Annotated in this window: 17 protein-coding genes, 3 tRNA genes, 3 rRNA genes, 1 pseudogene and 1 riboswitch; of the genes and pseudogenes, 5 read left to right on the top strand and 19 right to left on the bottom strand. The window is 54.5% G+C overall.

Annotation, left to right across the window (positions count from 1 at the left end; all coding sequences use genetic code 11):
- The first annotated feature begins 58 nt into the window (after window positions 1-58).
- Window positions 59-949 carry an HTH-type transcriptional activator IlvY gene (ilvY, locus tag BJF97_RS00775; protein ID WP_004097479.1) on the top strand — a complete coding sequence of 297 codons (891 nt, stop codon included), beginning with the start codon at window positions 59-61 and terminating at the stop codon, window positions 947-949.
- 56 nt (window positions 950-1,005) lie between these two features.
- Here the strand turns inward: ilvY and ilvA are convergent, their stop codons facing one another.
- From ilvA to ilvL, 6 genes are all read right to left on the bottom strand, one after another.
- Complete coding sequence (gene ilvA / locus BJF97_RS00770; RefSeq protein WP_014227448.1) at window positions 1,006-2,550, bottom strand: threonine ammonia-lyase, biosynthetic; 1,545 nt, start codon at window positions 2,548-2,550, stop codon at window positions 1,006-1,008.
- Window positions 2,551-2,552: 2 nt separating this feature from the next.
- The gene (gene ilvD, locus BJF97_RS00765) at window positions 2,553-4,403 is read right to left on the bottom strand and encodes a dihydroxy-acid dehydratase (RefSeq protein WP_014227447.1); all 1,851 of its coding nucleotides are present in this window, start codon (window positions 4,401-4,403) and stop codon (window positions 2,553-2,555) included.
- 61 nt (window positions 4,404-4,464) lie between these two features.
- Window positions 4,465-5,394 (bottom strand): branched-chain amino acid transaminase, encoded by a 930-nt coding sequence (locus tag BJF97_RS00760; RefSeq protein WP_014837062.1) that lies wholly within the window; start codon window positions 5,392-5,394, stop codon window positions 4,465-4,467.
- Window positions 5,395-5,410: 16 nt separating this feature from the next.
- Complete coding sequence (gene ilvM / locus BJF97_RS00755) at window positions 5,411-5,668, bottom strand: acetolactate synthase 2 small subunit (protein WP_014837061.1); 258 nt, start codon at window positions 5,666-5,668, stop codon at window positions 5,411-5,413.
- Window positions 5,665-7,311, bottom strand: a complete 1,647-nt coding sequence (gene ilvG, locus BJF97_RS00750; protein ID WP_014227445.1) for an acetolactate synthase 2 catalytic subunit — start codon at window positions 7,309-7,311, stop codon at window positions 5,665-5,667. Before ilvG ends, ilvM begins: the two co-directional genes overlap by 4 nt.
- Before the next feature lie 139 nt (window positions 7,312-7,450).
- Window positions 7,451-7,549 carry an ilv operon leader peptide gene (ilvL, locus tag BJF97_RS32020; RefSeq protein ID WP_001311244.1) on the bottom strand — a complete coding sequence of 33 codons (99 nt, stop codon included), beginning with the start codon at window positions 7,547-7,549 and terminating at the stop codon, window positions 7,451-7,453.
- A 350-nt stretch (window positions 7,550-7,899) separates the two neighbouring features.
- Here ilvL and BJF97_RS00745 point away from each other — a divergent pair, with 350 nt between their 5' ends.
- Complete coding sequence (locus tag BJF97_RS00745) at window positions 7,900-9,420, top strand: YifB family Mg chelatase-like AAA ATPase (protein WP_032693771.1); 1,521 nt, start codon at window positions 7,900-7,902, stop codon at window positions 9,418-9,420.
- Window positions 9,421-9,443: 23 nt separating this feature from the next.
- On the opposite strand, the gene BJF97_RS00740 is transcribed toward BJF97_RS00745, so the two are convergent.
- On the bottom strand, window positions 9,444-9,782 hold the full coding sequence (locus tag BJF97_RS00740; protein ID WP_004097464.1) for a DUF413 domain-containing protein: 339 nt from the start codon (window positions 9,780-9,782) through the stop codon (window positions 9,444-9,446).
- A 118-nt stretch (window positions 9,783-9,900) separates the two neighbouring features.
- Between BJF97_RS00740 and hdfR the strand changes: the two genes are divergently transcribed.
- Complete coding sequence (hdfR, locus tag BJF97_RS00735; RefSeq protein ID WP_004097454.1) at window positions 9,901-10,722, top strand: HTH-type transcriptional regulator HdfR; 822 nt, start codon at window positions 9,901-9,903, stop codon at window positions 10,720-10,722.
- 81 nt (window positions 10,723-10,803) lie between these two features.
- On the opposite strand, the gene BJF97_RS00730 is transcribed toward hdfR, so the two are convergent.
- The 8 genes and pseudogenes from BJF97_RS00730 to btuB all read right to left on the bottom strand — a co-directional run bounded on the left by BJF97_RS00730 (window position 10,804) and on the right by btuB (window position 19,370).
- Window positions 10,804-10,879 (bottom strand) — tRNA-Trp (locus BJF97_RS00730).
- 53 nt (window positions 10,880-10,932) lie between these two features.
- Window positions 10,933-11,009 (bottom strand) — tRNA-Asp (locus BJF97_RS00725).
- Between the two features lie 55 nt (window positions 11,010-11,064).
- A 5S ribosomal RNA gene (gene rrf, locus BJF97_RS00720) occupies window positions 11,065-11,180 on the bottom strand.
- Between the two features lie 194 nt (window positions 11,181-11,374).
- A 23S ribosomal RNA gene (locus BJF97_RS00715) occupies window positions 11,375-14,276 on the bottom strand.
- Window positions 14,277-14,635: 359 nt separating this feature from the next.
- Window positions 14,636-14,712: transfer RNA gene (locus BJF97_RS00705), tRNA-Ile, on the bottom strand.
- A 71-nt stretch (window positions 14,713-14,783) separates the two neighbouring features.
- A 16S ribosomal RNA gene (locus tag BJF97_RS00700) occupies window positions 14,784-16,322 on the bottom strand.
- Together the 16S, 23S and 5S rRNA genes with 3 tRNA genes alongside form the textbook arrangement of a ribosomal RNA operon.
- A 378-nt stretch (window positions 16,323-16,700) precedes the next feature.
- On the bottom strand, window positions 16,701-17,555 hold the full coding sequence (murI, locus tag BJF97_RS00690) for a glutamate racemase (protein ID WP_071993362.1): 855 nt from the start codon (window positions 17,553-17,555) through the stop codon (window positions 16,701-16,703).
- Window positions 17,500-19,370, bottom strand: a pseudogene (gene btuB, locus BJF97_RS00685) (TonB-dependent vitamin B12 receptor BtuB). Before btuB ends, murI begins: the two are co-directional and overlap by 56 nt.
- Before the next feature lie 66 nt (window positions 19,371-19,436).
- Window positions 19,437-19,618: riboswitch (cobalamin riboswitch) on the bottom strand.
- Between the two features lie 116 nt (window positions 19,619-19,734).
- Between btuB and trmA the strand changes: the two are divergent.
- Window positions 19,735-20,835 (top strand): tRNA (uridine(54)-C5)-methyltransferase TrmA, encoded by a 1,101-nt coding sequence (gene trmA, locus BJF97_RS00680; RefSeq protein WP_014227442.1) that lies wholly within the window; start codon window positions 19,735-19,737, stop codon window positions 20,833-20,835.
- 46 nt (window positions 20,836-20,881) lie between these two features.
- Here trmA and BJF97_RS00675 read toward each other — a convergent pair whose 3' ends face one another.
- Window positions 20,882-21,241, bottom strand: a complete 360-nt coding sequence (locus BJF97_RS00675; RefSeq protein WP_004856046.1) for a YijD family membrane protein — start codon at window positions 21,239-21,241, stop codon at window positions 20,882-20,884.
- 15 nt (window positions 21,242-21,256) lie between these two features.
- A complete protein-coding gene (gene fabR, locus BJF97_RS00670) occupies window positions 21,257-21,892 on the bottom strand; it encodes an HTH-type transcriptional repressor FabR (RefSeq protein WP_004107582.1) in 636 nt (211 codons plus the stop codon).
- 196 nt (window positions 21,893-22,088) lie between these two features.
- Between fabR and sthA the strand changes: the two genes are divergently transcribed.
- On the top strand, window positions 22,089-23,489 hold the full coding sequence (gene sthA / locus BJF97_RS00665; RefSeq protein WP_004116922.1) for a Si-specific NAD(P)(+) transhydrogenase: 1,401 nt from the start codon (window positions 22,089-22,091) through the stop codon (window positions 23,487-23,489).
- Here the strand turns inward: sthA and oxyR are convergent.
- Entirely contained in the window at window positions 23,472-24,389 is a 918-nt protein-coding gene (gene oxyR, locus BJF97_RS00660) for a DNA-binding transcriptional regulator OxyR (protein WP_014227441.1), read from the bottom strand. The two genes, sthA and oxyR, sit on opposite strands and share 18 nt — an antisense overlap.
- Before the next feature lie 267 nt (window positions 24,390-24,656).
- Complete coding sequence (gene argH, locus BJF97_RS00650; RefSeq protein WP_014227439.1) at window positions 24,657-26,030, bottom strand: argininosuccinate lyase; 1,374 nt, start codon at window positions 26,028-26,030, stop codon at window positions 24,657-24,659.
- Window positions 26,031-26,107 lie beyond the last annotated feature (77 nt).

The following is a 26,107-nucleotide window of genomic DNA, read 5'->3' as shown; positions in this document are numbered from 1 at the left end:
GATATATTCACAACGTCACGTTGCAATTTCTGCAATGTAAAATCGTGGAGTGCCGCCGGTGGATTTACGCGATCTGAAAACCTTCCTGCATCTGGCTGAAAGCCGCCATTTTGGCCGCAGCGCGCGGGCGATGCACGTCAGCCCCTCCACGCTTTCCCGACAAATTCAGCGCCTGGAAGAAGACCTCGGGCAGCCGCTGTTTGTCCGCGATAACCGCACGGTAACGCTTACCGAAGCGGGAGAAGAGCTCCGCACCTTTGCCCAGCAGACGCTGTTGCAGTATCAGCAGCTGCGCCACACTATCGATCAGCAAGGTCCGTCGCTGTCGGGCGAACTGCATATCTTCTGTTCGGTGACCGCCGCCTACAGTCATCTGCCGCCGATTCTCGATCGTTTCCGCGCCGAGCATCCCTCGGTGGAAATAAAGCTCACCACCGGCGATGCCGCTGATGCGATGGAAAAAGTGGTGACGGGTGAGGCCGATCTGGCGATTGCCGGAAAACCGGAAACGCTGCCCGGCGCGGTGGCTTTTTCCATGCTGGAGAATCTGGCGGTGGTGCTGATCGCCCCGGCGCTGCCTTGTCCGGTTCGTAACCAGGTCTCAGTGGAGAAGCCTGACTGGGCAACGGTACCCTTTATTATGGCCGACCAGGGGCCCGTGCGTCGCCGCATTGAGCTATGGTTTCGCCGCCATAAAATCAGTAATCCGTCAATTTACGCCACGGTGGGCGGGCATGAAGCCATGGTCTCCATGGTGGCGCTCGGCTGCGGCGTCGCGCTGCTGCCGGAGGTGGTGCTGGAAAACAGCCCTGAGCCAGTGCGCAATCGCGTGATGATTCTGGAGCGTAGCGACGAGAAAACCCCGTTTGAGCTGGGCGTCTGCGCGCCAAAAAAGCGGCTGCATGAGCCGCTGATTAATGCGTTCTGGAATTTGCTGCCTGGCCACTAATGCCGGGCCTGCTCAGGCCTGCAGCCCGACCACAGGCCTGACAAGCACAGCGCTTCTTAACCGGCGAGGAAGAACCTGAACGCTGGATTATTGCTCTCATCATGGCAATCGTAGCCCAGCTCATGCAAGCGGGTTTCGAAGTCAGGCTCGTGATCGCCCAGTTCGAATGCCGCCAGCACGCGGCCGTAATCGGTACCGTGACTGCGATAGTGGAACAGAGAGATGTTCCAGTGGGTGCCCAGCGTATGCAGGAACTTCAGCAGCGCGCCGGGCGATTCCGGAAACTCGAAGCTGAACAAACGCTCCTGCAGCGGCTGAGACGGACGCCCGCCGACCATGTAGCGCACGTGTAGCTTGGCCATTTCATCGTCGGAGAGATCCACTACGCTGTAGCCACCGTCGTGCAGCAGGTTGAGGATCTCTTTCCGCTCTTCCAGCCCCCGGCTCAGGCGCACGCCGACAAAAATGCAGGCATTTTTCGCATCCGCGAAGCGGTAGTTGAACTCGGTCACCGAACGGCCGCCCAGCAGCTGGCAGAACTTGAGGAAGCTGCCCTTCTCTTCCGGAATGGTGACCGCCAGCAGCGCTTCGCGCTGTTCCCCCAGCTCGCAGCGTTCGGAAACGTAGCGCAGGCCGTGGAAGTTGACGTTCGCGCCCGAAAGTACGTGCGCCAGGCGTTCGCCGCGAATATTATGCTGAGCGATATATTTTTTCATCCCCGCCAGCGCCAGCGCCCCGGAAGGTTCTGCTACCGCACGCACATCTTCAAACAGGTCTTTCATCGCCGCGCAGATGGCATCGCTATCGACGGTAACGATGTCGTCGAGATACTCCTGGCAGAGACGGAAAGTCTCATCGCCGATGCGTTTCACCGCCACGCCTTCTGCAAAAAGCCCAACGCGGGGTAAATCGACCGGATGACCCGCATCCAGCGCGGCTTTCAGACAGGCAGAATCCTCGGCCTCAACCGCAATGACTTTAATCTGCGGCATCAGCTGTTTGATCAGCACCGCTACGCCGGCCGCGAGACCGCCGCCGCCGACCGGGACAAATACGCGATCGATATGGGCATCCTGCTGCAGCAGCTCCAGCGCCAGCGTCCCCTGCCCGGCAATCACCATCGGATGGTCGAAGGGCGGAACCCAGGTGAACCCCTGCTGCTGCGCCAGCTCGATGGCTTTGGCTTTGGCTTCATCGAAATTCGCGCCGTGCAGCAGCACTTCACCGCCGAAGCCGCGCACCGCATCAACTTTGATATCCGCGGTGGCGGTTGGCATGACGATGAGCGCCTTCACGCCCAGGCGAGATGCCGAGAAAGCCACGCCCTGCGCATGATTACCCGCCGAAGCGGTAATCACGCCATGCGATTTTTGCTCTTCCGTCAGGCCCGCCATCATCGCGTAGGCTCCGCGCAGCTTAAAGCTGTGCACCGGCTGACGGTCTTCACGCTTCACCAGCACAACGTTATCGAGGCGCGACGAGAGCTTTTCCATTTTTTGCAGCGGCGTGATCTGCGCGGCTTCGTATACCGGCGCGCGCAGTACCGCTCTGAGGTATTCCGCCCCCTCGGGGGCGGCGGACAGGGGTTGAGACTCGGCCATCATTAACCCCCAAGTTTCGATTTATCGCGCACCGCGCCTTTGTCGGCGCTGGTTGCCAGGCTGGCATAGGCGCGAAGGGCAAAGGAAACCTGACGCTCGCGATCTTTCGGCGTCCATGCTTTATCACCGCGCGCTTCCTGAGCTTCGCGGCGTGCCGCAATCTCGGCATCGCTTAGCTGCAGCTGAATACCGCGGTTCGGGATATCGATAGCAATCATGTCGCCATCTTCAATGATCGCGATATTGCCACCGCTGGCCGCTTCCGGAGAAACGTGACCAATAGAGAGACCTGAAGTACCGCCGGAGAAGCGCCCGTCGGTAATCAGCGCACAGGCTTTACCCAGGCCCATTGATTTCAGGAAGGTCGTCGGGTAGAGCATCTCCTGCATCCCCGGCCCGCCTTTCGGCCCTTCATAGCGGATGACGACTACGTCACCGGCGACCACCTTGCCGCCTAGGATCGCATCCACAGCCGCGTCCTGGCTTTCGTATACCTTCGCCGGGCCGGTAAATTTGAGGATGCTGTCGTCAACGCCGGCGGTTTTCACGATACAGCCGTTCTCGGCAAAGTTGCCGTACAGAACCGCCAGACCGCCGTCCTTGCTGTAAGCATGTTCCAGCGAGCGGATACAGCCTTCTGCGCGATCGTCATCCAGGGTGTCCCAACGGCAGTTCTGAGAGAAAGCCTGCGTTGTGCGGATACCCGCAGGGCCAGCGCGGAACATCTTCTTAACCGCTTCATCCTGCGTGACGGTGATATCGTACTGCTCCAGCGTCTGCGGCAGGGACAAACCAAGCACGTTTTTCACATCGCGGTTCAGCAGCCCGGCACGATCCAGTTCACCTAAAATACCCAATACGCCGCCCGCGCGATGCACGTCTTCCATATGATATTTCTGCGTACTTGGCGCGACCTTACACAGCTGCGGCACTTTGCGGGAAAGTTTATCGATATCGCTCATGGTGAAGTCGATTTCCGCTTCCTGCGCCGCCGCCAGCAGATGCAGTACGGTATTGGTGGAACCGCCCATGGCGATATCCAGCGTCATGGCGTTTTCAAACGCCGCCTTATTGGCGATATTACGCGGCAGCGCAGAGGCATCGTCCTGCTCGTAATAGCGTTTAGTCAGCTCAACGATACGTGAGCCCGCATTGAGGAACAGCTGTTTACGATCGGCGTGAGTCGCCAGCAGCGAGCCGTTGCCCGGCTGCGACAGGCCCAGCGCTTCGGTCAGGCAGTTCATGGAGTTCGCGGTGAACATTCCCGAACAAGAGCCGCACGTCGGGCAGGCGGAACGCTCAACCTGATGACTCTGATCGTCGGAGACTTTCGGGTCAGCGCCCTGAATCATCGCGTCAACGAGGTCGAGTTTAATGATTTGATCGGACAGTTTAGTTTTCCCGGCTTCCATCGGACCGCCGGAAACAAAAATGACCGGAATATTCAGGCGCAGAGACGCCATTAACATCCCCGGGGTGATTTTGTCGCAGTTGGAGATACAGACCATTGCATCAGCACAGTGGGCGTTAACCATATACTCAACCGAGTCGGCGATCAGTTCGCGGGATGGCAGTGAATAAAGCATACCCCCGTGCCCCATCGCGATCCCATCATCCACCGCAATGGTGTTGAATTCTTTAGCGACGCCGCCAGCGGCTTCGATTTGCTCAGCAACCAGTTTGCCGAGATCGCGCAGGTGAACGTGGCCCGGCACGAACTGGGTGAAAGAGTTCACCACGGCGATAATCGGCTTACCGAAATCATCGTCGGTCATTCCAGTGGCGCGCCACAGCGCGCGGGCACCCGCCATATTACGGCCGTGAGTGGTTGTGGCGGAACGGTACTTAGGCATGCTTTAGTTACTCCCAGTGTCTGTTAAATGGGGCGTTGCGTGCCGCCCCATCTTTTTATACTTAGTTATTAACCTGATCCAACCAGCCCCATTTATCCTCGGTTTCACCGGTGAAGAGGCCAAAGAATGCTTGCTGAATGCGTTTGGTGACCGGGCCGCAGCGGCCTTCGCCCACCTGAATACCATCAACGCTGCGCACCGGCGTAATCTCTGCAGCCGTGCCGGACATAAATACTTCGTCGGCCAGGTACAGGGACTCGCGGGACAATACCTGTTCGCGCACTTCCAGACCCAGCTCTTTCGCCAGCTTGATGATCGCGTCGCGGGTGATGCCCGGCAGCGCGGAGGAGGTGAACGGCGGGGTAAACAGCACGCCATCCTTCACTTCAAACAGGTTTTCACCGGCGCCTTCAGAGATATAGCCGTTCACGTCCAGCGCGATACCTTCCTGATAGCCATGACGACGCGCTTCGCTGCCGACCAGCAGCGAAGAGAGATAGTTACCGCCGGCTTTGGCCGCGGTCGGAATGGTGTTCGGCGCTGCGCGATTCCAGGAAGAAACCATCGCATCGATCCCCTGATCCAGCGCTTCGGCACCCAGGTAGGCGCCCCACGGGAACGCCGCGATGATCACGTCAGTGCTATAGCCCGGAGGCGGGTTGACGCCCATGCCCACGTCGCCGACAAAAACTAACGGGCGGATATAGGCGCTGGTCAGACTGTTTTTACGAATGACTTCACGGCAGGCTTCCATCAGCTCATCAACGCTCTGAGAAACCGGGAAACGATAGATTTTTGCTGAGTCATGCAAACGCTGCATATGTTCACGGTGACGGAACACCACCGGTCCCTTGTGAGAGTCGTAGCAACGGATGCCTTCAAATACGGAAGTCCCGTAGTGCAGCGCATGGGACATCACGTGAACCTTCGCCTCGCCCCACGGAACCATCTCACCATTGAACCAAATGTAATCAGCTTTTTTCGTCGTCATTGTTCTTCCTTTGCGCTCAGGCGCGAATTTGTTGTGATGTAGGTTGCTGGATCTCGACGCAGGCGACGTCCACCAGTTTGCTTAATTGACTAAACAGTAATTCGACGGGCCGCTGGCTGGCAACGGTCAGTTCAATATTAATATTCCGGGCATCGGCGGCGGTTGCCATATTCATCGCGCAAATCTGGAACCCGCGATGGCGCACGACGCGCAGCACGCGTTCTAAGGTTTCTGGATTAAAGCGAGCCTGCAAGGCGACCTGATGTTGCATCATGATAATTTCTCCAGCATTTCTGCATTACTGGCACCGGGCGGCACCAACGGCCAGACGTTCTCAAGTTCGTCGATTGAGACATGAAGCAGGTAAGGCCCCTGGCTCGAAAGCATGGTGTCGAGTGCCGCTTCAACCTGGTCTTTACGGGTGATGTGTTGACCAGGGATGCCGAAGGCGCTGGCCAGAGTAAGGAAATCGGGGTTATCGGTAAGGGTGGTTTCGCTATAACGTTCCTGAAAAAACAGCTGTTGCCATTGTCGAACCATTCCTAAACGCTGGTTGTCCAGTAAGACTATCTTCAGCGGCAGCTGCTTGCGTTTTACGGTGCCCAGCTCCTGCACGTTCATCATGAAGGAGCCGTCACCGGAGATACAGATAACCGTATCGTCTGGACGGGCCACCTGCGCGCCTACCGCTGCGGGCAAGCCGAAACCCATAGTGCCTAATCCGCTGGAAGTGATGAAATTCTCCGGGCGCGTATAGGTCATATGCTGCGCTGACCACATCTGATGCTGGCCCACATCGGTTGTCACGACGCAGTCTGCGGGTTTGCGATCGGAAAGCTGCTTCAGCAGCAGCGGGGCATAGATAGCGTCTCCCGGATGGTCGTAACGCCAGGCATGCTCGGCGCGCAGCTGCGCATTACGTTGGCGCCAGGCGTCGATAGACAGCGGCTGCTGCAGCGCGGGCAGCATCACATTCAAATCACCGGTCAGGCCGATATGTGCCTGACGGAGCTTGTTCAGTTCAGCCGGATCGATATCCATATGGATGACTTTGGCGTGCGGGGCAAACGTATTCAGCTTGCCGGTGACGCGATCGTCAAAACGGGCGCCTACCGCGATCAGCAGGTCACATTCCTGTACTGCAAGGTTGGCCGCTTTAGTACCGTGCATCCCCAGCATGCCCAGATAGTAGGGATAATCCGCCGCTACCGCTCCCAGCCCTTTCAGGGTGGACGTCACGGGCATTTGCGTAACGGCAAGAAATTCGCGCAGCGCCGGTACCGCCTGCGCCATCCCCACGCCGCCACCAACGTATAACATCGGCTTCTGCGACTGAGCCAGCATCTGCAAAGCGTATTCGATATCCGCATATGGAAAATCAACGTCGTCGGCTACCATGGAAAAATGCGGATCGAGATCGCCCTGAGCCAGCTGGATGTCTTTTGGGATATCGACCAGCACGGGACCGGGACGCCCGGAGTTTGCCACGTGGAAAGCTTCAGCAATGACGCGCGGCAGCTCTTCCAGCGACTGCACCAGAAAACTATGCTTAGTGCATGCCAGCGATAATCCGAGAACATCCACTTCCTGGAATGCATCAGTACCAATGAACGGGGCAGCAACCTGGCCGGTGATAGCAACAACGGGAACGGAATCAAGCAGCGCGTCGGCGAGGCCGGTGATCAGGTTGGTTGCGCCAGGCCCCGAAGTGGCGATACACACCCCGGTTTTGCCGGTAGCCCTGGCATAGCCGATAGCCGCCATAGCCGCGCCCTGTTCATGCCGGCACAGTAGGTGTTCCACGCCGCCGTCATACAATGCATCGTAAACCGGCATAATTGCTCCACCCGGATAGCCAAAAACGGTATCGACTCCCTGTGCTCGCAAAGCATGTACTACCCACCGCGCCCCATTCATAGTTACTTCCCCGTCGTAGATCGAGAGAAACAGAATTTTATGCTACCAGCCATCGTCTGCTCCTCTTTTCTGTTTTTAAGTTATAAAAAAACCCCCGGACCTTTCGGTGCGGGGGTCTTAGTTCGTTAAGGCTTGTTTTTTAAGCCTTTCCTCGTCCAAGTGCAGCCCCGCACGGTGGGATAATAATCACCACCACGCTAATCACGACCAGGCTAATCACTCGTAGAAGGGCTGTCATTTTATGTTCTTTCTGGCTTCATGTTCGAAGGAATACCTAAAGAGGTACCACAGACTTCGTGTTAAACACAAGATTTTTTTATGACCTCATTACTTACCTTGCTAACCATTTAAGAAAAAACAATTGTTTTTAATGGGAAAAATATGAAATGAAAATATTTCAATTTGTGGCGTGCTCCACAGCACTTTTTCATCTTGTTGCCTGATGACAGCATTTTACGAGCCAGCATCCAACATCAGTGCAAAGCGGAAATTGCCGGGAAATTGGCTGGGAGCAAGCATGCAGAATTTAATATTGCCGAATTACTCAACAGCAAATCGCCGACATAATCCTGGTTCTCAGGAGGTGTTATGTCACTCGCCATTGTTTACACCCGCGCCGCTCTCGGGATCGGTGCCCCGCTTATCACGGTTGAAGTTCATATCAGCAACGGGCTCCCAGGCCTGACAATGGTAGGACTGCCTGAAACAACGGTTAGAGAAGCGCGTGACCGGGTACGTAGTGCGATTATCAACAGCGGCTACGCTTATCCGGCGAAAAAAATCACCATCAATCTGGCCCCGGCCGATCTGCCAAAAGAAGGGGGAAGATATGATTTACCTATCGCTCTCGCGCTTCTGGTGGCCTCAGAGCAGCTAAAGGCCCCCAGGCTAAATCAATATGAGTTTGTCGGCGAGCTGGCGCTTACAGGCGCTCTGCGTGGCGTTCCTGGGGCCATATCCAGCGCCATGGAGGCCATAAAAGCGGGGCGGAAGATTGTTATCTCTAATGAGAATTCTCCAGAGGTGGGGTTAATCGGCGGCAGTGACTGCCTTATCGCCACCGATCTCCAGGAAGTCTGCGCTTTTCTCGAAGGTCGACATGCCCTGGCTAACCCCCTTCCAGAAGGGGAATATACGGATGAAACATCGGTTGATCTGCGTGATGTTATTGGCCAACGGCAGGGGAAACGAGCGCTGGAAATCATCGCTGCAGGTGGTCACAACCTGCTGATGATAGGCCCGCCCGGCACAGGAAAAACGATGCTCGCCAGTCGATTACCGGGACTACTGCCGCCGCTGAGTAATCAGGAAGCGCTGGAAAGCGCGGCAATACTTAGCCTGGTCGATTCCAGGCATGCCATGAAAAATTGGCGCCGCAGGCCCTTTCGTGCCCCGCATCATAGCTCCTCCCTGGCGGCCATGGTGGGCGGAGGCTCAATTCCGGCACCGGGAGAGATCTCCCTTGCCCATAACGGAGTCCTGTTCCTGGATGAGCTGCCTGAATTCGAACGCAGGGTGCTGGATGCGTTACGCGAACCCATTGAGTCAGGGGTTATCCATATCTCACGCACGCGCGCCAAAATCGATTATCCAGCCCGTTTCCAGCTTATTGCAGCAATGAATCCCAGCCCGACAGGGCACTATCAGGGCCAGCATAATCGCGCTTCACCTGAACAGACGCTACGCTACCTAGGTCGTTTATCCGGCCCGTTTCTTGACCGATTCGATCTCTCCCTGGAGATCCCACTTCCGCCGCCGGGGGTGCTCAGCCAGGGAACAAACGAAGAGGAAAGTAGCGCCTGCGTACGCCAACGTGTTCTGGCCGCACGCGAAAGGCAGCTATCGCGGCAGAAAAAACTTAACGCGCATCTGGGAAATGATGAGATGAAAATCTGCTGCCGGCTTCATAAAGATGATGCTGTCTGGCTGGAGCAGACGCTAATACAGCTCGGGCTTTCAATCCGCGCCTGGCAGCGCCTGATTAAAGTGTCCCGAACTATTGCCGATATTGAGGCTGTCGAACGCATCGAACGCCATCATTTACAGGAGGCTCTCGGCTATCGGGCAATAGACAGAATGTTGAGCCATCTACAAAAAATGATGGCGTAAAAAAAGGGCTTACGCCCTTTTTCTTAATCATCGCTTTCTGTGTAATCTTCCGTACCTTCCACCTGCGGCTTGCCGCCGGACAGGGTATGGAAACGCTTCGGACGCTTAATGCGCGCCATGTACTTAATCCAGACGCGTTCTGCTTCCGTTGCGGGCTCACGTTCACCACGGCATACCGAAACAAACTGTTTTTCATCGTCGGTGACAGGCTCGCGTTTACCTAGTTCGAGTTCATTAAAGGCATAACCATGACGTTCCAGCAGTTGCGCCTCTTTGATGGTGAAATCTCCATGACGGGAAAACCCGCGCGGATAATTTTTATTGTCGAAAAAACGATTAGTTGTCGTAAAGCTTTCCGCCATCCTACACGCTCCTGATTCTTTGGCCGAGCTAATTATGGCGCGGAGTATTAGTTACGCTTGACAGAGCGTCAAACAAAACATTTAAATCATCACGACAAATAATTTTGCGGAGAAGAGTGTGGATACGGAATTGCTCAAGACTTTCCTTGAGGTGAGCAGAACTCGCCACTTTGGCCGAGCCGCAGAGGCGCTTTATCTGACGCAGTCAGCAGTTAGCTTTCGTATTCGTCAGCTGGAGAACCAGCTGGGGGTAAATCTTTTTACCCGTCATCGTAATAATATCCGTCTGACCTCAGCCGGAGAGAAACTGCTACCCTACGCCGAAACCCTGATGAATACCTGGCAAGCTGCGCGCAAGGAGGTCGCGAATGCTTCCCGCCATAATGAATTTTCGATCGGTGCCAGCGCTTCTCTGTGGGAATGCCTGCTTAATGGATGGCTGGGAAAGCTCTATACAGAGCCCTATAACCTACAGTTTGAGGCGCGGATTGCGCAGCGGCAATCGCTGGTCAAACAGCTGCACGAACGTCAGCTTGATCTCTTGATCACGACAGAATCGCCGAAGATGGATGAACTAAGCAGCCAGTTGCTGGGTAATTTTACCCTGGCGCTTTATTGTGCCTCTCCGGCTAAATACACAAATGAATTGAATTATTTACGCCTGGAATGGGGGCCCGATTTCCAACAAAACGAAGCGGGATTGATCGGAAATGATGATATTCCTCTGCTGACCACCAGTTCTGCCGAGTTAGCTTACCAACAGCTCAGCGCGCTTAAGGGCTGTACATGGCTGCCCGTGCTCTGGGCACAGGGGAAAAATAATCTGCATACGGTTACCGACAGTGCGACTCTTTCAAGGCCTCTCTATGCGATTTGGCTACAGAACAGCGATAAACAAGCGCAGATTCGGGAGATCCTGAAGCACAATATATTGGGATAAACGCACTCCTCCAGGGATGGAGGACGATTGGCGGGAAATTTAAAGCAAAAAAAATCCTTTGCCTGAGCAAAGGATTATATATGGCAGGGGCGGAGAGACTCGAACTCGCGACACCCGGTTTTGGAGACCGGTGCTCTACCAACTGAGCTACGCCCCTAAAGTTTCTTATCATTAAGCCTGCTTAATCAGCAGGCTTAATCTTTTAATAAGTGGCGGAACGGACGGGACTCGAACCCGCGACCCCCTGCGTGACAGGCAGGTATTCTAACCGACTGAACTACCGCTCCACCGAATACTTCTGTAACCACCGGATTTATGCACCGGCTTACTACTTAATTTGATGCCTGGCAGTTCCCTACTCTCACATGGGGAGACCCCACACTACCATCGGCGCTACGGCGTTTCACTTCTGAGTTCGGCATGGGGTCAGGTGGGACCACCGCGCTGTCGCCGCCAGGCAAATTCTTTGTGCTCAGTACGCAATTCTTTATCGCATCAGCTGCGTTGCCCGCGCTCGTAAAGTCAGTCACATACCTCAGTATGCTCCTTCCTTTCCTTCGCTTGTCGCCTTGCTGCTGCGCAAATTATTGCGTACTCAACTCTGAATCTAAGCTGAAAATCTCTCAATCCGCCAAAACATCTTCGGCGTTGTAAGGTTAAGCCTCACGGTTCATTAGTACCGGTTAGCTCAACGCATCGCTGCGCTTACACACCCGGCCTATCAACGTCGTCGTCTTCAACGTTCCTTCAGGACCCTTAAAGGGTCAGGGAGAACTCATCTCGGGGCAAGTTTCGTGCTTAGATGCTTTCAGCACTTATCTCTTCCGCATTTAGCTACCGGGCAATGCCATTGGCATGACAACCCGAACACCAGTGATGCGTCCACTCCGGTCCTCTCGTACTAGGAGCAGCCCCCCTCAATTCTCCAGCGCCCACGGCAGATAGGGACCGAACTGTCTCACGACGTTCTAAACCCAGCTCGCGTACCACTTTAAATGGCGAACAGCCATACCCTTGGGACCTACTTCAGCCCCAGGATGTGATGAGCCGACATCGAGGTGCCAAACACCGCCGTCGATATGAACTCTTGGGCGGTATCAGCCTGTTATCCCGGAGTACCTTTTATCCGTTGAGCGATGGCCCTTCCATTCAGAACCACCGGATCACTATGACCTGCTTTCGCACCTGCTCGCGCCGTCACGCTCGCAGTCAAGCCAGCTTATGCCATTGCACTAACCTCCTGATGTCCGACCAGGATTAGCTGACCTTCGTGCTCCTCCGTTACTCTTTAGGAGGAGACCGCCCCAGTCAAACTACCCACCAGACACTGTCCGCAACCCGGATTACGGGCCCACGTTAGAACACCAGCCATTAAAGGGTGGTATTTCAAGGATGGCTCCATGCAGACTGGCGTCCACACTTCAAAGCCTCCCACCTATCCTACACATCAAGGACCAGTGTTCAGTGTCAAGCTATAGTAAAGGTTCACGGGGTCTTTCCGTCTTGCCGCGGGTACACTGCATCTTCACAGCGAGTTCAATTTCACTGAGTCTCGGGTGGAGACAGCCTGGCCATCATTACGCCATTCGTGCAGGTCGGAACTTACCCGACAAGGAATTTCGCTACCTTAGGACCGTTATAGTTACGGCCGCCGTTTACCGGGGCTTCGATCAAGAGCTTCTCCGTGAGGATAACCCCATCAATTAACCTTCCGGCACCGGGCAGGCGTCACACCGTATACGTCCACTTTCGTGTTTGCACAGTGCTGTGTTTTTAATAAACAGTTGCAGCCAGCTGGTATCTTCGACTGATTTCAGCTCCATGAGCAAGTCACTTCACTTACCATCAGCGTGCCTTCTCCCGAAGTTACGGCACCATTTTGCCTAGTTCCTTCACCCGAGTTCTCTCAAGCGCCTTGGTATTCTCTACCTGACCACCTGTGTCGGTTTGGGGTACGATTTGATGTTACCTGATGCTTAGAGGCTTTTCCTGGAAGCAGGGCATTTGTCACTTCAGCACCGTAGTGCCTCGTCATCACACCTCAGCGTTGATAACGTTCCGGATTTACCTGGAACATCCGCCTACATGCTTAAACCGGGACAACCGTCGCCCGGCCAACATAGCCTTCTCCGTCCCCCCTTCGCAGTAACACCGAGTACAGGAATATTAACCTGTTTCCCATCGACTACGCCTTTCGGCCTCGCCTTAGGGGTCGACTCACCCTGCCCCGATTAACGTTGGACAGGAACCCTTGGTCTTCCGGCGTGCGGGTTTTTCACCCGCATTATCGTTACTTATGTCAGCATTCGCACTTCTGATACCTCCAGCAACCCTCACAGGCCACCTTCAACGGCTTACAGAACGCTCCCCTACCCAACAACACATAGTGTCGCTGCCGCAGCTTCGGTGCATGGTTTAGCCCCGTTACATCTTCCGCGCAGGCCGACTCGACCAGTGAGCTATTACGCTTTCTTTAAATGATGGCTGCTTCTAAGCCAACATCCTGGCTGTCTGGGCCTTCCCACATCGTTTCCCACTTAACCATGACTTTGGGACCTTAGCTGGCGGTCTGGGTTGTTTCCCTCTTCACGACGGACGTTAGCACCCGCCGTGTGTCTCCCGTGATAACATTCTTCGGTATTCGTAGTTTGCATCGGGTTGGTAAGTCGGGATGACCCCTAGCCGAAACAGTGCTCTACCCCGAAGATGAATTCACGAGGCGCTACCTAAATAGCTTTCGGGGAGAACCAGCTATCTCCCGGTTTGATTGGCCTTTCACCCCCAGCCACAAGTCATCCGCTAATTTTTCAACATTAGTCGGTTCGGTCCTCCAGTTAGTGTTACCCAACCTTCAACCTGCCCATGGCTAGATCACCGGGTTTCGGGTCTATACCCTGCAACTTAACGCCCAGTTAAGACTCGGTTTCCCTGCGGCTCCCCTATACGGTTAACCTTGCTACAGAATATAAGTCGCTGACCCATTATACAAAAGGTACGCAGTCACCCAACCAGTGGGCTCCTACTGCTTGTACGTACACGGTTTCAGGTTCTTTTTCACTCCCCTCGCCGGGGTTCTTTTCGCCTTTCCCTCACGGTACTGGTTCACTATCGGTCAGTCAGGAGTATTTAGCCTTGGAGGATGGTCCCCCCATATTCAGACAGGATACCACGTGTCCCGCCCTACTCTTCGAGTTCACAACCTGTGCGTTTTAGTGTACGGGAGTATCACCCTGTACCCTGCGACTTTCCAGACGCTTCCACTAACACACAAGCTGATTCAGACTCCGGGCTGCTCCCCGTTCGCTCGCCGCTACTGGGGGAATCTCGGTTGATTTCTTTTCCTCGGGTACTTAGATGTTTCAGTTCCCCCGGTTCGCCTCGTTAACCTATGTATTCAGTTAACGATAGTGCAACGAATTGCACTGGGTTTCCCCATTCGGACATCGCCGGCTGTAACGGTTCATATCACCTTACCGACGCTTTTCGCAGATTAGCACGTCCTTCATCGCCTCTGACTGCCAGGGCATCCACCGTGTACGCTTAGTCGCTTAACCTCACAACCCGAAGATGTTTCGTAAAACATCGTCGTGTCGCGAAAATTTGAGAGACTCGAACACACATTAACTGTGTGTCGTTTCAATTTTCAGCTTGATCCAGATTTTTAAAGAGCAAAACTTCGCAGTGAACCTTTTCAGGTACACTCTGAAGTTTTCTTGTGTTGTGCAGTAAAGATGGTGGAGCTATGCGGGATCGAACCGCAGACCTCCTGCGTGCAAAGCAGGCGCTCTCCCAGCTGAGCTATAGCCCATCGTAGTTAATCTCATTTACCGTAATTCGATTCCGGGCAAGGCGTGTAAGAACGAAGCATACTGAAGTATGCGAGTTATTTCACAACGCAGCACGGGAGCGAATTTGGTAGGCCTGAGTGGACTTGAACCACCGACCTCACCCTTATCAGGGGTGCGCTCTAACCACCTGAGCTACAAGCCTGCAGAGATTTTTTACTGCTACATTTTCATCAGACAATCTGTGTGAGCACTACAAAGGCAGGTTCTTTAAGGTAAGGAGGTGATCCAACCGCAGGTTCCCCTACGGTTACCTTGTTACGACTTCACCCCAGTCATGAATCACAAAGTGGTAAGCGCCCTCCCGAAGGTTAAGCTACCTACTTCTTTTGCAACCCACTCCCATGGTGTGACGGGCGGTGTGTACAAGGCCCGGGAACGTATTCACCGTGGCATTCTGATCCACGATTACTAGCGATTCCGACTTCATGGAGTCGAGTTGCAGACTCCAATCCGGACTACGACATACTTTATGAGGTCCGCTTGCTCTCGCGAGGTCGCTTCTCTTTGTATATGCCATTGTAGCACGTGTGTAGCCCTACTCGTAAGGGCCATGATGACTTGACGTCATCCCCACCTTCCTCCAGTTTATCACTGGCAGTCTCCTTTGAGTTCCCGGCCGGACCGCTGGCAACAAAGGATAAGGGTTGCGCTCGTTGCGGGACTTAACCCAACATTTCACAACACGAGCTGACGACAGCCATGCAGCACCTGTCTCACGGTTCCCGAAGGCACCAAAGCATCTCTGCTAAGTTCCGTGGATGTCAAGAGTAGGTAAGGTTCTTCGCGTTGCATCGAATTAAACCACATGCTCCACCGCTTGTGCGGGCCCCCGTCAATTCATTTGAGTTTTAACCTTGCGGCCGTACTCCCCAGGCGGTCGACTTAACGCGTTAGCTCCGGAAGCCACTCCTCAAGGGAACAACCTCCAAGTCGACATCGTTTACAGCGTGGACTACCAGGGTATCTAATCCTGTTTGCTCCCCACGCTTTCGCACCTGAGCGTCAGTCTTTGTCCAGGGGGCCGCCTTCGCCACCGGTATTCCTCCAGATCTCTACGCATTTCACCGCTACACCTGGAATTCTACCCCCCTCTACAAGACTCCAGCCTGCCAGTTTCGAATGCAGTTCCCAGGTTGAGCCCGGGGATTTCACATCCGACTTGACAGACCGCCTGCGTGCGCTTTACGCCCAGTAATTCCGATTAACGCTTGCACCCTCCGTATTACCGCGGCTGCTGGCACGGAGTTAGCCGGTGCTTCTTCTGCGGGTAACGTCAATCGACAAGGTTATTAACCTTATCGCCTTCCTCCCCGCTGAAAGTACTTTACAACCCGAAGGCCTTCTTCATACACGCGGCATGGCTGCATCAGGCTTGCGCCCATTGTGCAATATTCCCCACTGCTGCCTCCCGTAGGAGTCTGGACCGTGTCTCAGTTCCAGTGTGGCTGGTCATCCTCTCAGACCAGCTAGGGATCGTCGCCTAGGTGAGCCGTTACCCCACCTACTAGCTAATCCCATCTGGGCACATCTGATGGCAAGAGGCCCGAAGGTCCCCTCTTTGGTCTTGCGACGTTATGCGGTATTAGCTACCGTTTCCAGTAGTTATCCCCCTCCATCAGGCAGTTTCCCAGACATTACTCACCCGTCCGCCACTCGTCACCCGAGAGCAAGCTCTCTGTGCTACCGTTCGACTTGCATGTGTTAGGCCTGCCGCCAGCGTTCAATCTGAGCCATGATCAAACTCTTCAATTTAAGTTTGATGCTCGTGAATTAAACTTCGTAATGAATTACGTATGTTCACTCAGAGACTTGGTATTCATTTTTCGTCTTGCGACGTTAAGAATCCATGTCACTTTGAGTGCCCACACAGATTGTCTGATAAATTGTTAAAGAGCAGTTGCGACGCGCTTCAGCGCTCTGTCGCGAGGTCCCGTATAATACGTTTTCCTCATTCAGAGTCAAGCGATTATTTTCGCTTTTCTCTGCCGGTATTCATCGCTGAATCCCGCTGACCCGGCGGGCTGTAAGCCGTTGTTCCGTGTCAGTGGAGGCGCATTATAGGGAGTTCTGAGACGTTGACAAGCCCTGTTTTCAAAAAATCTTTCAACCGTCTCTTTTTTGTGCAAAACGCTATGAAAGCGCCAGTTTTTCCAGCGACTCGAAGCCATAGCGCCGCAAAACGCTCAAAAGCTGCTCAGTTTCAGGCGTCAGCGCCATACAGTACGCAATATTAGCATCACTCGATTTTGCGTCAGGTGCTTCGTGCTCTAATAGCCAGGCGGTGCGACGCGCAATCGCCGCTCCGGAGTCGATCATTCTCGTCCCTTCCGGCAGAACCTGCTGCAGCTCGTCTTGTATTAGAGGGAAATGCGTACACCCCAGCACAACCGTATCAGGTGGTTCCTGCATTCGTAGCCAGGGACGCAGGATGCGCCGCAGTTCATCCAGCGGGACCGGCTCACCGTGCAGTTTGGCCTCTGCCAGTTCTACCAGCTCTGCCGACCCCAGCATTTCGATTTTGCATTCATTCGCAAAACGGGAGATCAGTTCGCGCGTATAAGGGCGTTTTACCGTTCCGCGCGTCGCCAGCAGGCCAACAACGCCATTCGCCGTTAAGCGGGCCGCCGGTTTTATCGCCGGAACGACGCCGACAACCGGAAAGGCGAATTTATCGCGTAAGGCGGGGAGGGAAACGGTACTTGCGGTGTTACAGGCAATAACGGCCAGCGCCAGAGGGTAACTCTGCTGAACCGCAGTCACAATCTCCAGGACGCGTTCAACAATAAACTCTTCACTCTTCTCGCCGTAGGGGAAAGCAACGTTGTCGAAAGCGTAGATATAATGCAGATTCGGCAGAAGCTGCCGAATCTCATTGTAAACCGACAGCCCACCGACGCCGGAATCAAACACCAGCACGGTGGGACGTGGATCAGAAGGTGTAGCTGCCAGACAAGTAGTATTCTCGTCCTGCAGTTTGGTAGCCATAAGCTGTCTCGTAATCTTTATCGAACAGGTTAGCTATTTTACCACGAACTGTCAGGCGATCGGTGATCGGATACGATGCAGAAACGTCTACCGTGCTGTAGCTCGGCAAAATTCTTTGCGTATTGTTGTACTGGGAGGTGTTGTTATCGTAACGCTTCCCATAATACTGCCAGGACACATCCATATCGACATCAAACACGGACCAGTCCAGCTGATACTTTGCCTGTCGTTTAGAACGTCGGGCCAGCACTTCACCGTTATCATCGTTGCGCGGATCGACATACTGCAACGTTACGCGATGGCTGAAAATACCGGTATCGATACTTCCCGTCCATTCCACGCCTTTAATCGTCGCGGCATTGATATTGTCGTACTCCCCGTCATAGGTAACAGGATCGGAATAATAGGTAATCAGGTTAGTAATTTTGTAATGGTACGCGGACAAGCGCCAGTCCACGGGACCGGTAAGCCCTTCCAGCCCAGCTTCCCACTGTTTCGACTCTTCAGGTTTCAGATTAGGATTCGCGTTGATACCAAATCGGGTGGAGCCAAACTGTTGCCCTAAAGAAGGCGCGAGGAAGCCGGTACCGTAGCCGAGAGTCAGGCGATAATTTTCGACAAACTCCCAGCCTGCAGTAGTCTGCCAGGTACCGTGCCAGCCAAACTGCTCATCGTGGTCTTCACGTCCGGACGCTTCGAGGGTCACGTCGCCAACTTGCTGCTGGCCCGTCAGGTACAGTCCCGTATTGTCACGTTTGTAGGTATCCGACATCGCCGTATCTGATGAAGTTAACCGCTGCTGCTGCCAGTCCACCCCCTGCGCTGACAGAGCCATGACCGACAATAACGTTATTGCCCCCATTGCAGGTTACGCTGCGTCATCCTGTCGAGCGTCGTCCCATCATTATAGCGGCCATAAATACTGCTGTAGTTGTAGTCCTTTATCTTCTGATAGCTGGCGATGAGCTGGGAGGAATAAATTCCGGAATTAAAGTTCAGCCCCGCATCCCAGCTCTGGTTATAGAGCTGGCTTTCATCGGCGCTGTAGGCCGGGCTATACGGCGGGCTTCCCAGATCGTAATCAGAGTTGTTGGTGTAGCTGTGTCCGCGGAAGAAACCGTCAACATTCTCGTTAAATTTATGCTCGAGGCTGCCCCAAAACGTTTTATTACGAAAACCGTCGCGATCGCCGTCGTGATCCCAGGTTGAATCGGGCTGAACGTTAAAGCCTTTATTACCCTCATAAGAACCCGCAACCGTCGCCACCGTATCGCCAAAGCGATGGCGCAGGGTACCGTCATATTGTTGGTAGCCTTTCGATCCTACCCCAGCGGTAATTTTGGATTGTTCTTTATCGGAATGCGTAATGACGTTAATCACGCCGCCCATTGCCCCGGAACCATAAATCGCTGAACGCGGGCCGCGGATATATTCGACGCGCTGCACCAGCGACAAAGGGATCTGGTTCAGATCGGGGTTATTTGTAATACCCGGTCGGGCCATGGGAACGCCGTCAACCAGCACCAGAACTTGTTTGGCTTCAGTACCACGGATAAAAAGAGAGGAGGATTGACCCATGCCACCATTTTGTGCGACGTCCACGCCAGGCAATCGGCGCATCACATCGTTTAAATCTTTCGCCTGCCAGCGATCGATATCTTCCCGGGTAACCACATCGGTCGGCGCAAGAACCGTATTGACCGGCTGTTGAAAACGGTTTGCTGTGACCACTAACGTATCTGAATTGCTGTCCTGCGCCCAGCCGGAAAATGCCGTGACGGAGAGCGCCGTCATCAGCGAAGCTTTTTTAATCATTTTTAAAGCATCCGTAATAAACAAAGGATGCCGCCGGCTCTATCAGTAGCACGCGATGATAGAAACCAAATGCGACGTATTCCGGCAGGTCTTCGGGCTTGGAGTGTTTAATGGACGAGGACTTCCCGCTAAATAGCCGCAGTGTCTGCATAATGCGCTCATCCCACTTTTCCTTACCGCTGCGCGTCAGCTCCAGATTTACACTGGATTCCCTATTAACTCATAGGACCGGTAGCACGATGCTATAATCAGAAACATATAGATGTCCAGACTTCTACCGTTATATTTCCTTATATCATCAGGGCTGGACATCCCCGGCGCTTTCCCTACAATCCCCGCGTACTTATTTTATTCAGGATGCATCATGACCCCCGAACACCTTCCTACCGAACAATATGAAGCGCAGCTGGCAGAAAAAGTCGTCCGTTTGCAGAAAATGATGGCGCCTTTTAGCGCCCCGGTTCCGGAAGTGTTTCGTTCGCCGGTCAGCCACTACCGCATGCGCGCAGAGTTTCGCCTGTGGCACGATGGCGACGATCTGTACCACATTATGTTCGACCAGCAGACCAAATCCCGGATCCGCGTCGAGACTTTCCCGGCCGCCAGCGAGCTGATTAATCAGCTGATGGCCGCGGTGATTGAGGGCGTACGCGATAACCCGGTACTGCGCCACAAACTGTTTCAGGTGGATTATCTCACCACCCTGAGCAACCAGGCCGTGATATCGCTGCTGTATCATAAAAAGCTCGACGATGAATGGCGTCAGCAGGCGGCGCGCTTGCGCGATGCGCTGCGGGCGCAAAATCTGAATGTGCACCTGATTGGCCGCGCCACGAAAACTAAAATCGAGCTGGATCAAGACTATATCGATGAACGCTTGCCGGTTGGCGGGCGTGAAATGATCTATCGTCAGGTTGAGAATAGCTTCACCCAGCCAAATGCGGCGATGAACATTCAGATGCTGGAGTGGGCTATCGACGCCACTAAAGGCGCAACCGGCGACCTGCTTGAGCTGTACTGCGGCAACGGCAACTTTTCGCTGGCGCTGGCGCGTAATTTCGAACGCGTGCTGGCAACGGAAATCGCCAAACCGTCCGTCGCGGCGGCGCAATACAATATTGCAGCGAACCACATTGATAACGTGCAGATTATCCGCATGTCGGCGGAAGAGTTTACCCAGGCGATGAACGGCGTGCGGGAGTTTAACCGCCTGCAGGGAATCGACCTGAAGAGCTATCAGTGCGAGACGATTTTCGTCGATCCGCCGCGCAGCGGGCTGGATAGCGAAACGGAGAAAATGGTGCAGGCGTATCCGCGTATTCTCTATATCTCCTGCAATCCGGAGACCCTATGCCAGAACCTGGAAACGCTCAGTGAGACCCACGAGATCGCGCGCCTGGCGCTATTCGACCAGTTCCCCTATACCCATCATATGGAATGCGGCGTGCTGCTAACGAAGAAGTAAAGCTGCGCGAGAAAACCCGGCAACAACGCTGCTGCCGGGTGAGAGATTATTCAGCGACCGCGTTCTTGCGGTTGCGTAACCTGTAGCCAATCCAGAACACCATAATCACCGACAGAACCGCCGGGAAGAAGTTAGATCCGATGTCCGGGTATTCCGCGCGCACGACGGTACTGTAAACCAGCACCCCGAGAATAAAACAGGCAGCGGCGAGCCCCGGCAAACCCACGGGCATACTACGATTCTGATAGCGCTGATGCAGGCAGTAAACCGTCAGCACCAACGACAAAATGGGGAAGATGGAAAAAGGGACAATGGAGCTGAACAGCGCGGCGAAGGTACCATTAATGGATAAACCTGCGATCAGCGCCAGCAGCAGCGTACCTCTATCTTGTACTGAGTGTTTCATTGCTCGTCCTTCACGTTATTCGGAATGATTTGATATTTTTTCTTGTTCACGGCGATACCAGTAATACGCGCCTTTCGAGATCATTCTGAGCTGCAGCACCAGGCGTTCTTCCAGCTGTCGACGCTGCTCCGGGCCCACATCGAGAGCCTCGGCGCCAGCGCTAAATACGATGGTGACCATAGCTTCAGCCTGCGCTTCGGTAAAGGCGCGCGGCATATGGTTTTCGATTTCTAAATAGTCGGCAAGTTCCGCGATAAAATGCTGAATTTCACGCGCCACGGCGGCACGAAACGCCGCGGAGGTACCGGAGCGTTCCCGCAGCAGCAGGCGGAAGGCGTTCGGGTTGTTGCCAATGAATTCCATAAAGGTGGAAACAGAGGTACGAATGACGCTGCCGCCTTTAGCGATACGCTGGCGCGCCTGGCGCATCAGCTGACGCAGCATGAGCCCGCTTTCATCCACCATGGTCAGACCCAGCTCATCGACATCGCGAAAATGACGATAGAAGGACGTCGGGGCGATCCCCGCTTCCCGCGCCACTTCGCGCAGGCTCAAGCTGGCAAAACTGCGCTCAGCACTCAGCTGACTGAATGCCGCTTCCACCAGCGAACGCCGGGTTTTTTCTTTTTGTTGCGCTCTTACGCCCATCACGTTGTCTGAATCCTTCCATAAGCCCTTCCGGCACTATACCAGAGATTAGAACTAATCGGTTTACACTGGATTGTGAATGATTGTTTACGAGCTGTTTCTGCTTTTATGCCGCAAAAAAGCACAACGATAATTGGGTTAAAGCGCGGCGAATGTTATCATCGTGTTTATTTTATGTATAAAACAGGTGAGTAATGCCATGTCACACTCTTGGGATTATGATGCAATTGTGATTGGTTCCGGTCCTGGCGGAGAAGGCGCCGCCATGGGGCTGGTGAAACAGGGAGCACGCGTTGCCGTCATTGAGCGCTACCATAACGTCGGCGGCGGTTGTACCCACTGGGGTACCATCCCGTCAAAAGCCCTCCGCCATGCCGTCAGCCGTATTATCGAGTTTAACCAAAATCCCCTCTACAGCGACCATTCCCGTCTTCTTCGTTCTTCCTTCGCCGACATCCTGAACCATGCCGACAGCGTCATTAACCAGCAAACCCATATGCGTCAGGGTTTCTATGAGCGTAACCACTGCGAAATCCTGCAGGGCAATGCCCATTTTGTTGATGAACACACTATCGCGCTGGAGTGCCACGACGGTACCGTGGAAACGGTGACGGCGGAAAAATTCGTGATTGCCTGCGGTTCACGCCCGTACCATCCGGCAGACGTTGACTTCCATCATCCGCGCATTTATGACAGCGACTCGATTCTCAGCCTGCATCACGAACCGCGCCATGTGATCATCTACGGTGCCGGGGTGATCGGCTGCGAATATGCGTCGATCTTCCGGGGAATGGAGGTCAAAGTGGATCTGATCAACACCCGCGATCGTCTGCTGGCGTTTCTCGATCAGGAGATGTCCGACTCGCTCTCCTATCATTTCTGGAACAGCGGCGTGGTCATTCGCCACAATGAAGAGTACGAAAAGATTGAGGGCGTTGATGACGGCGTCATCATGCATCTGAAATCCGGCAAAAAGCTCAAAGCGGACTGCCTGCTGTACGCTAACGGCCGCACCGGGAACACCGACTCACTGGCGCTGGAAAATATCGGTCTGCAAACCGACAGCCGCGGCCAGCTGAAGGTCAACAGCATGTATCAAACCGCCCTGCCGCATATTTATGCCGTCGGCGATGTGATTGGCTATCCAAGCCTGGCCTCCGCCGCCTACGACCAGGGCCGCATCGCTGCCCAGGCGCTGGTAAAAGGCGAGGCATCGGCGCACCTGATTGAGGATATCCCTACCGGGATTTACACCATTCCGGAAATCAGCTCCGTCGGTAAAACCGAGCAGCAGCTGACGGCAATGAAGGTGCCTTACGAGGTGGGTCGCGCGCAGTTCAAACATCTGGCCCGGGCGCAGATCGTCGGTATGAGCGTCGGTACGCTGAAGATCCTCTTTCATCGCGAAACGAAAGAGATCCTCGGGATTCACTGCTTTGGCGAGCGCGCGGCCGAAATTATTCACATCGGCCAGGCGATAATGGAGCAGAAAGGCGGTGGTAACACCATTGAGTACTTCGTTAACACCACCTTTAACTATCCGACGATGGCGGAAGCCTATCGGGTCGCGGCGTTAAATGGCTTAAACCGCCTGTTTTAACGCGGCGTCGAAATGGCCATCCATCTTACCGCGGATGGCCTCCGCCAGATGTTCATAGCGGCTACGCAGCGGCGAACCCGGACGATAAACCAGCCCCACGGTACGTCTCGGCTCCGGCTTGATGCAGGGCACATAGACCACGCCATCGCGCTTTCTCTCCTGCGGTACGGCCAGGGCTGGCAACAGCGTGATGCCGCTACCGGCAGCCACCATGTTACGCAGCGTTTCGAGGCTCGTCGCCCGGAAATGGGTATCTTCATCGGCGCCCGCTTCAAAGCAAAAGCCCATCGCCTGATCGCGCAGGCAGTGCCCATCTTCCAGCATCAGCAGCTTTTCACCGGCCAGGTCCGACATCGGCACGCACTCGCGGTTCGCCCACGGGTGATCTTCGTAGATAGCCAGCATCATGGGCTCATCAAACAGCGGCACCTCAATAAACGCTTCACTCTCTTTGACCAGCGCCAGAATCGCGCAGTCGAGCTTACCGCTATCAAGCTGCGCTAAAAGCTGATGGGTTTGTGCTTCATGCAGATACATTTCCAGCTTGGGAAAGGTCTGGTGCAGCATCGGGATAATCAGCGGCAACAGATAAGGGCCAATCGTCGGGATCAGTCCAATATGCAGCGGCCCGGACATGGTCTCTCCCTGCTGGCTCGCCATTTCCTTAAGCACTTTGACTTCTCGTAGCACGGTACGCGCCTGATCCACCAGCAGCAGCCCTGCCTGGGTGAACAGAACCTTACGGCTGGTGCGCTCCAGCAACATCACGCCGAGTTCATCCTCCAGCTTACGGATTTGCCCGCTGAGCGTCGGTTGGCTGACGTGGCAAGAATCCGCCGCACGGCGGAAGTGGCGGTGTTCGGCTAGCGCTACCAGATATTCAAGATCGCGAATATTCATTATTCATCCTCCATCGCCACGATAGTCCATGGCGATAGATAGAATAGCAACGAACGATTATCCCTATCAAGGTTTCTGTTCAATAATAAACCCATAAATGAGGAAAACTTCAGAAAATCATTGAGCTTTCTCATCACCTCTCTACCCGGATAACTAAAGCCAACGTGAACTTTTGCGGACCTTGTGTCCGCTTTTTTTTGCATAAAAAAGCCCGGAGTTACCCGAGCTTCGTTTATTTACCGCCTTAAAAGCAGCCCCGCAGGCGGATCACACCAGACGCTGTTTAGCGTCGGCAATCGCCTGAGCCACCTGCTGAGGAGAAACGCCACCTTTAGCCGCACGCTTATCCAGACACGACTGCAGCGCCAGAATCGGATAGACGTCATCCGCAATCACGGGGCTAAATTTCTGCAAATCGGCCAGAGGCAGATCCTCCAGCGGCTTGCCCTGGGCAATGGCTTCCACTACCGCTTCACCGACAATATGGTGCGCTTCACGGAACGGTACGCCTTTGGCAACCAGGTAATCCGCCAGTTCGGTGGCATTGGCGTAACCCTGCTGCGCGGCTTCTTCACAACGCGGGCGTTTTACCTGAATACCGTCGAGCACCAGTGCCGCCATATGCAGGCAGTCGAGCCAGGTATCAAGCGCGTCAAACAGGCCTTCTTTATCTTCCTGCATATCTTTGTTGTAGGCCAGCGGTAGCCCTTTGAGGGTCATCATCATGCCGGTCAGCGCACCCTGCACGCGGCCGCATTTACCGCGGATCAGCTCCAGCGCATCCGGATTTTTCTTCTGCGGCATCAGGGATGAGCCAGAAGTCACGCGGTCAGAAAGCTCAACAAAGCCCGCTTCGCCGGTATTGAAGAAGATCAGATCTTCAGCAAAACGCGACAGGTGGACCATACCGATTGAGGCATCGGACAGCAGTTCCAGTACGTGATCGCGATCGGACACGCTGTCCAGGCTATTGCGGGTCGCCGATGCGAAGCCCAGCCAGCCGGCAAGCTGTTCACGATCGATTTCATAGGCGGTACCCGCCAGCGCTCCGCAGCCCAGCGGGCTGACGTCCAGACGTTTAAGCGCATCCTGCAGGCGGCTTTCATCACGCGCCAGCATTTCGACATAGGCCAGACACCAGTGGGCAAACGTCACCGGCTGCGCGCGCTGCAGGTGGGTATAGCCCGGCATAACGGCGTCCTGATTATTCTCCGCCGTCTCAACCAGCGCGCTTTGTAGCTGACGATTCGCCGACAGCAGTTCCATCACGGTGTCTTTGCACCACAGCTTCAGGTCGGTCGCCACCTGGTCATTACGGCTACGCCCGGTGTGCAGCTTTTTGCCCAGCTGGCCGACCTTGTCGATCAGCTTACCTTCCACCCAGCTATGAATATCTTCCGCATCGCTTTCAAGTATCTGCTGCGGGTTAGCCCGCACGTCTTCCAGCAGAACGTTCAGCGCCTCTTCCAGCTGTAGCTGCTCATCGGCGGACAGTACGCCCACCGTCACCAGCGCTTTGGACCAGGCAACAGAGCCAACGATATCCTGCTCCGCCAGGCGATAGTCAAAGCGCAAAGAGTCGTTGAACTGCTTGAACCGCTGATCCGCTGCCTGAGTAAAACGCCCACCCCAAAGTGCCATAACATGCTTCCTTAATATCTTTGAATTTTATTGCCCGGCGGCGCTACGCTTACCGGGCCGACAAAATGATAAATTGA

This window comes from Klebsiella sp. LTGPAF-6F (assembly GCF_001753185.1).
GTDB classification, from domain to species: Bacteria; Pseudomonadota; Gammaproteobacteria; order Enterobacterales; family Enterobacteriaceae; genus Klebsiella; species Klebsiella michiganensis.
The sequence above is the reverse complement of the archived record's forward strand: the minus strand, read 5'-3'. Positions and strand labels throughout refer to the sequence as shown.

Excerpts from the sequence above, each read along its gene's own strand:
- ilvA (WP_014227448.1), bottom strand. The coding sequence starts at position 2,550 with ATGGCCGAGTCTCAACCCCTGTCCGCCGCCCCCGAGGGGGCGGAATAC.
- ilvD (WP_014227447.1), bottom strand. The coding sequence starts at position 4,403 with ATGCCTAAGTACCGTTCCGCCACAACCACTCACGGCCGTAATATGGCG.
- BJF97_RS00760 (WP_014837062.1), bottom strand. The coding sequence starts at position 5,394 with ATGACGACGAAAAAAGCTGATTACATTTGGTTCAATGGTGAGATGGTT.
- ilvM (WP_014837061.1), bottom strand. The coding sequence starts at position 5,668 with ATGATGCAACATCAGGTCGCCTTGCAGGCTCGCTTTAATCCAGAAACC.
- ilvG (WP_014227445.1), bottom strand. The coding sequence starts at position 7,311 with ATGAATGGGGCGCGGTGGGTAGTACATGCTTTGCGAGCACAGGGAGTC.
- ilvL (WP_001311244.1), bottom strand. The coding sequence starts at position 7,549 with ATGACAGCCCTTCTACGAGTGATTAGCCTGGTCGTGATTAGCGTGGTG.
- BJF97_RS00745 (WP_032693771.1), top strand. The coding sequence starts at position 7,900 with ATGTCACTCGCCATTGTTTACACCCGCGCCGCTCTCGGGATCGGTGCC.
- BJF97_RS00740 (WP_004097464.1), bottom strand. The coding sequence starts at position 9,782 with ATGGCGGAAAGCTTTACGACAACTAATCGTTTTTTCGACAATAAAAAT.
- murI (WP_071993362.1), bottom strand. The coding sequence starts at position 17,555 with ATGGCTACCAAACTGCAGGACGAGAATACTACTTGTCTGGCAGCTACA.
- trmA (WP_014227442.1), top strand. The coding sequence starts at position 19,735 with ATGACCCCCGAACACCTTCCTACCGAACAATATGAAGCGCAGCTGGCA.
- BJF97_RS00675 (WP_004856046.1), bottom strand. The coding sequence starts at position 21,241 with ATGAAACACTCAGTACAAGATAGAGGTACGCTGCTGCTGGCGCTGATC.
- sthA (WP_004116922.1), top strand. The coding sequence starts at position 22,089 with ATGTCACACTCTTGGGATTATGATGCAATTGTGATTGGTTCCGGTCCT.
- oxyR (WP_014227441.1), bottom strand. The coding sequence starts at position 24,389 with ATGAATATTCGCGATCTTGAATATCTGGTAGCGCTAGCCGAACACCGC.
- argH (WP_014227439.1), bottom strand. The coding sequence starts at position 26,030 with ATGGCACTTTGGGGTGGGCGTTTTACTCAGGCAGCGGATCAGCGGTTC.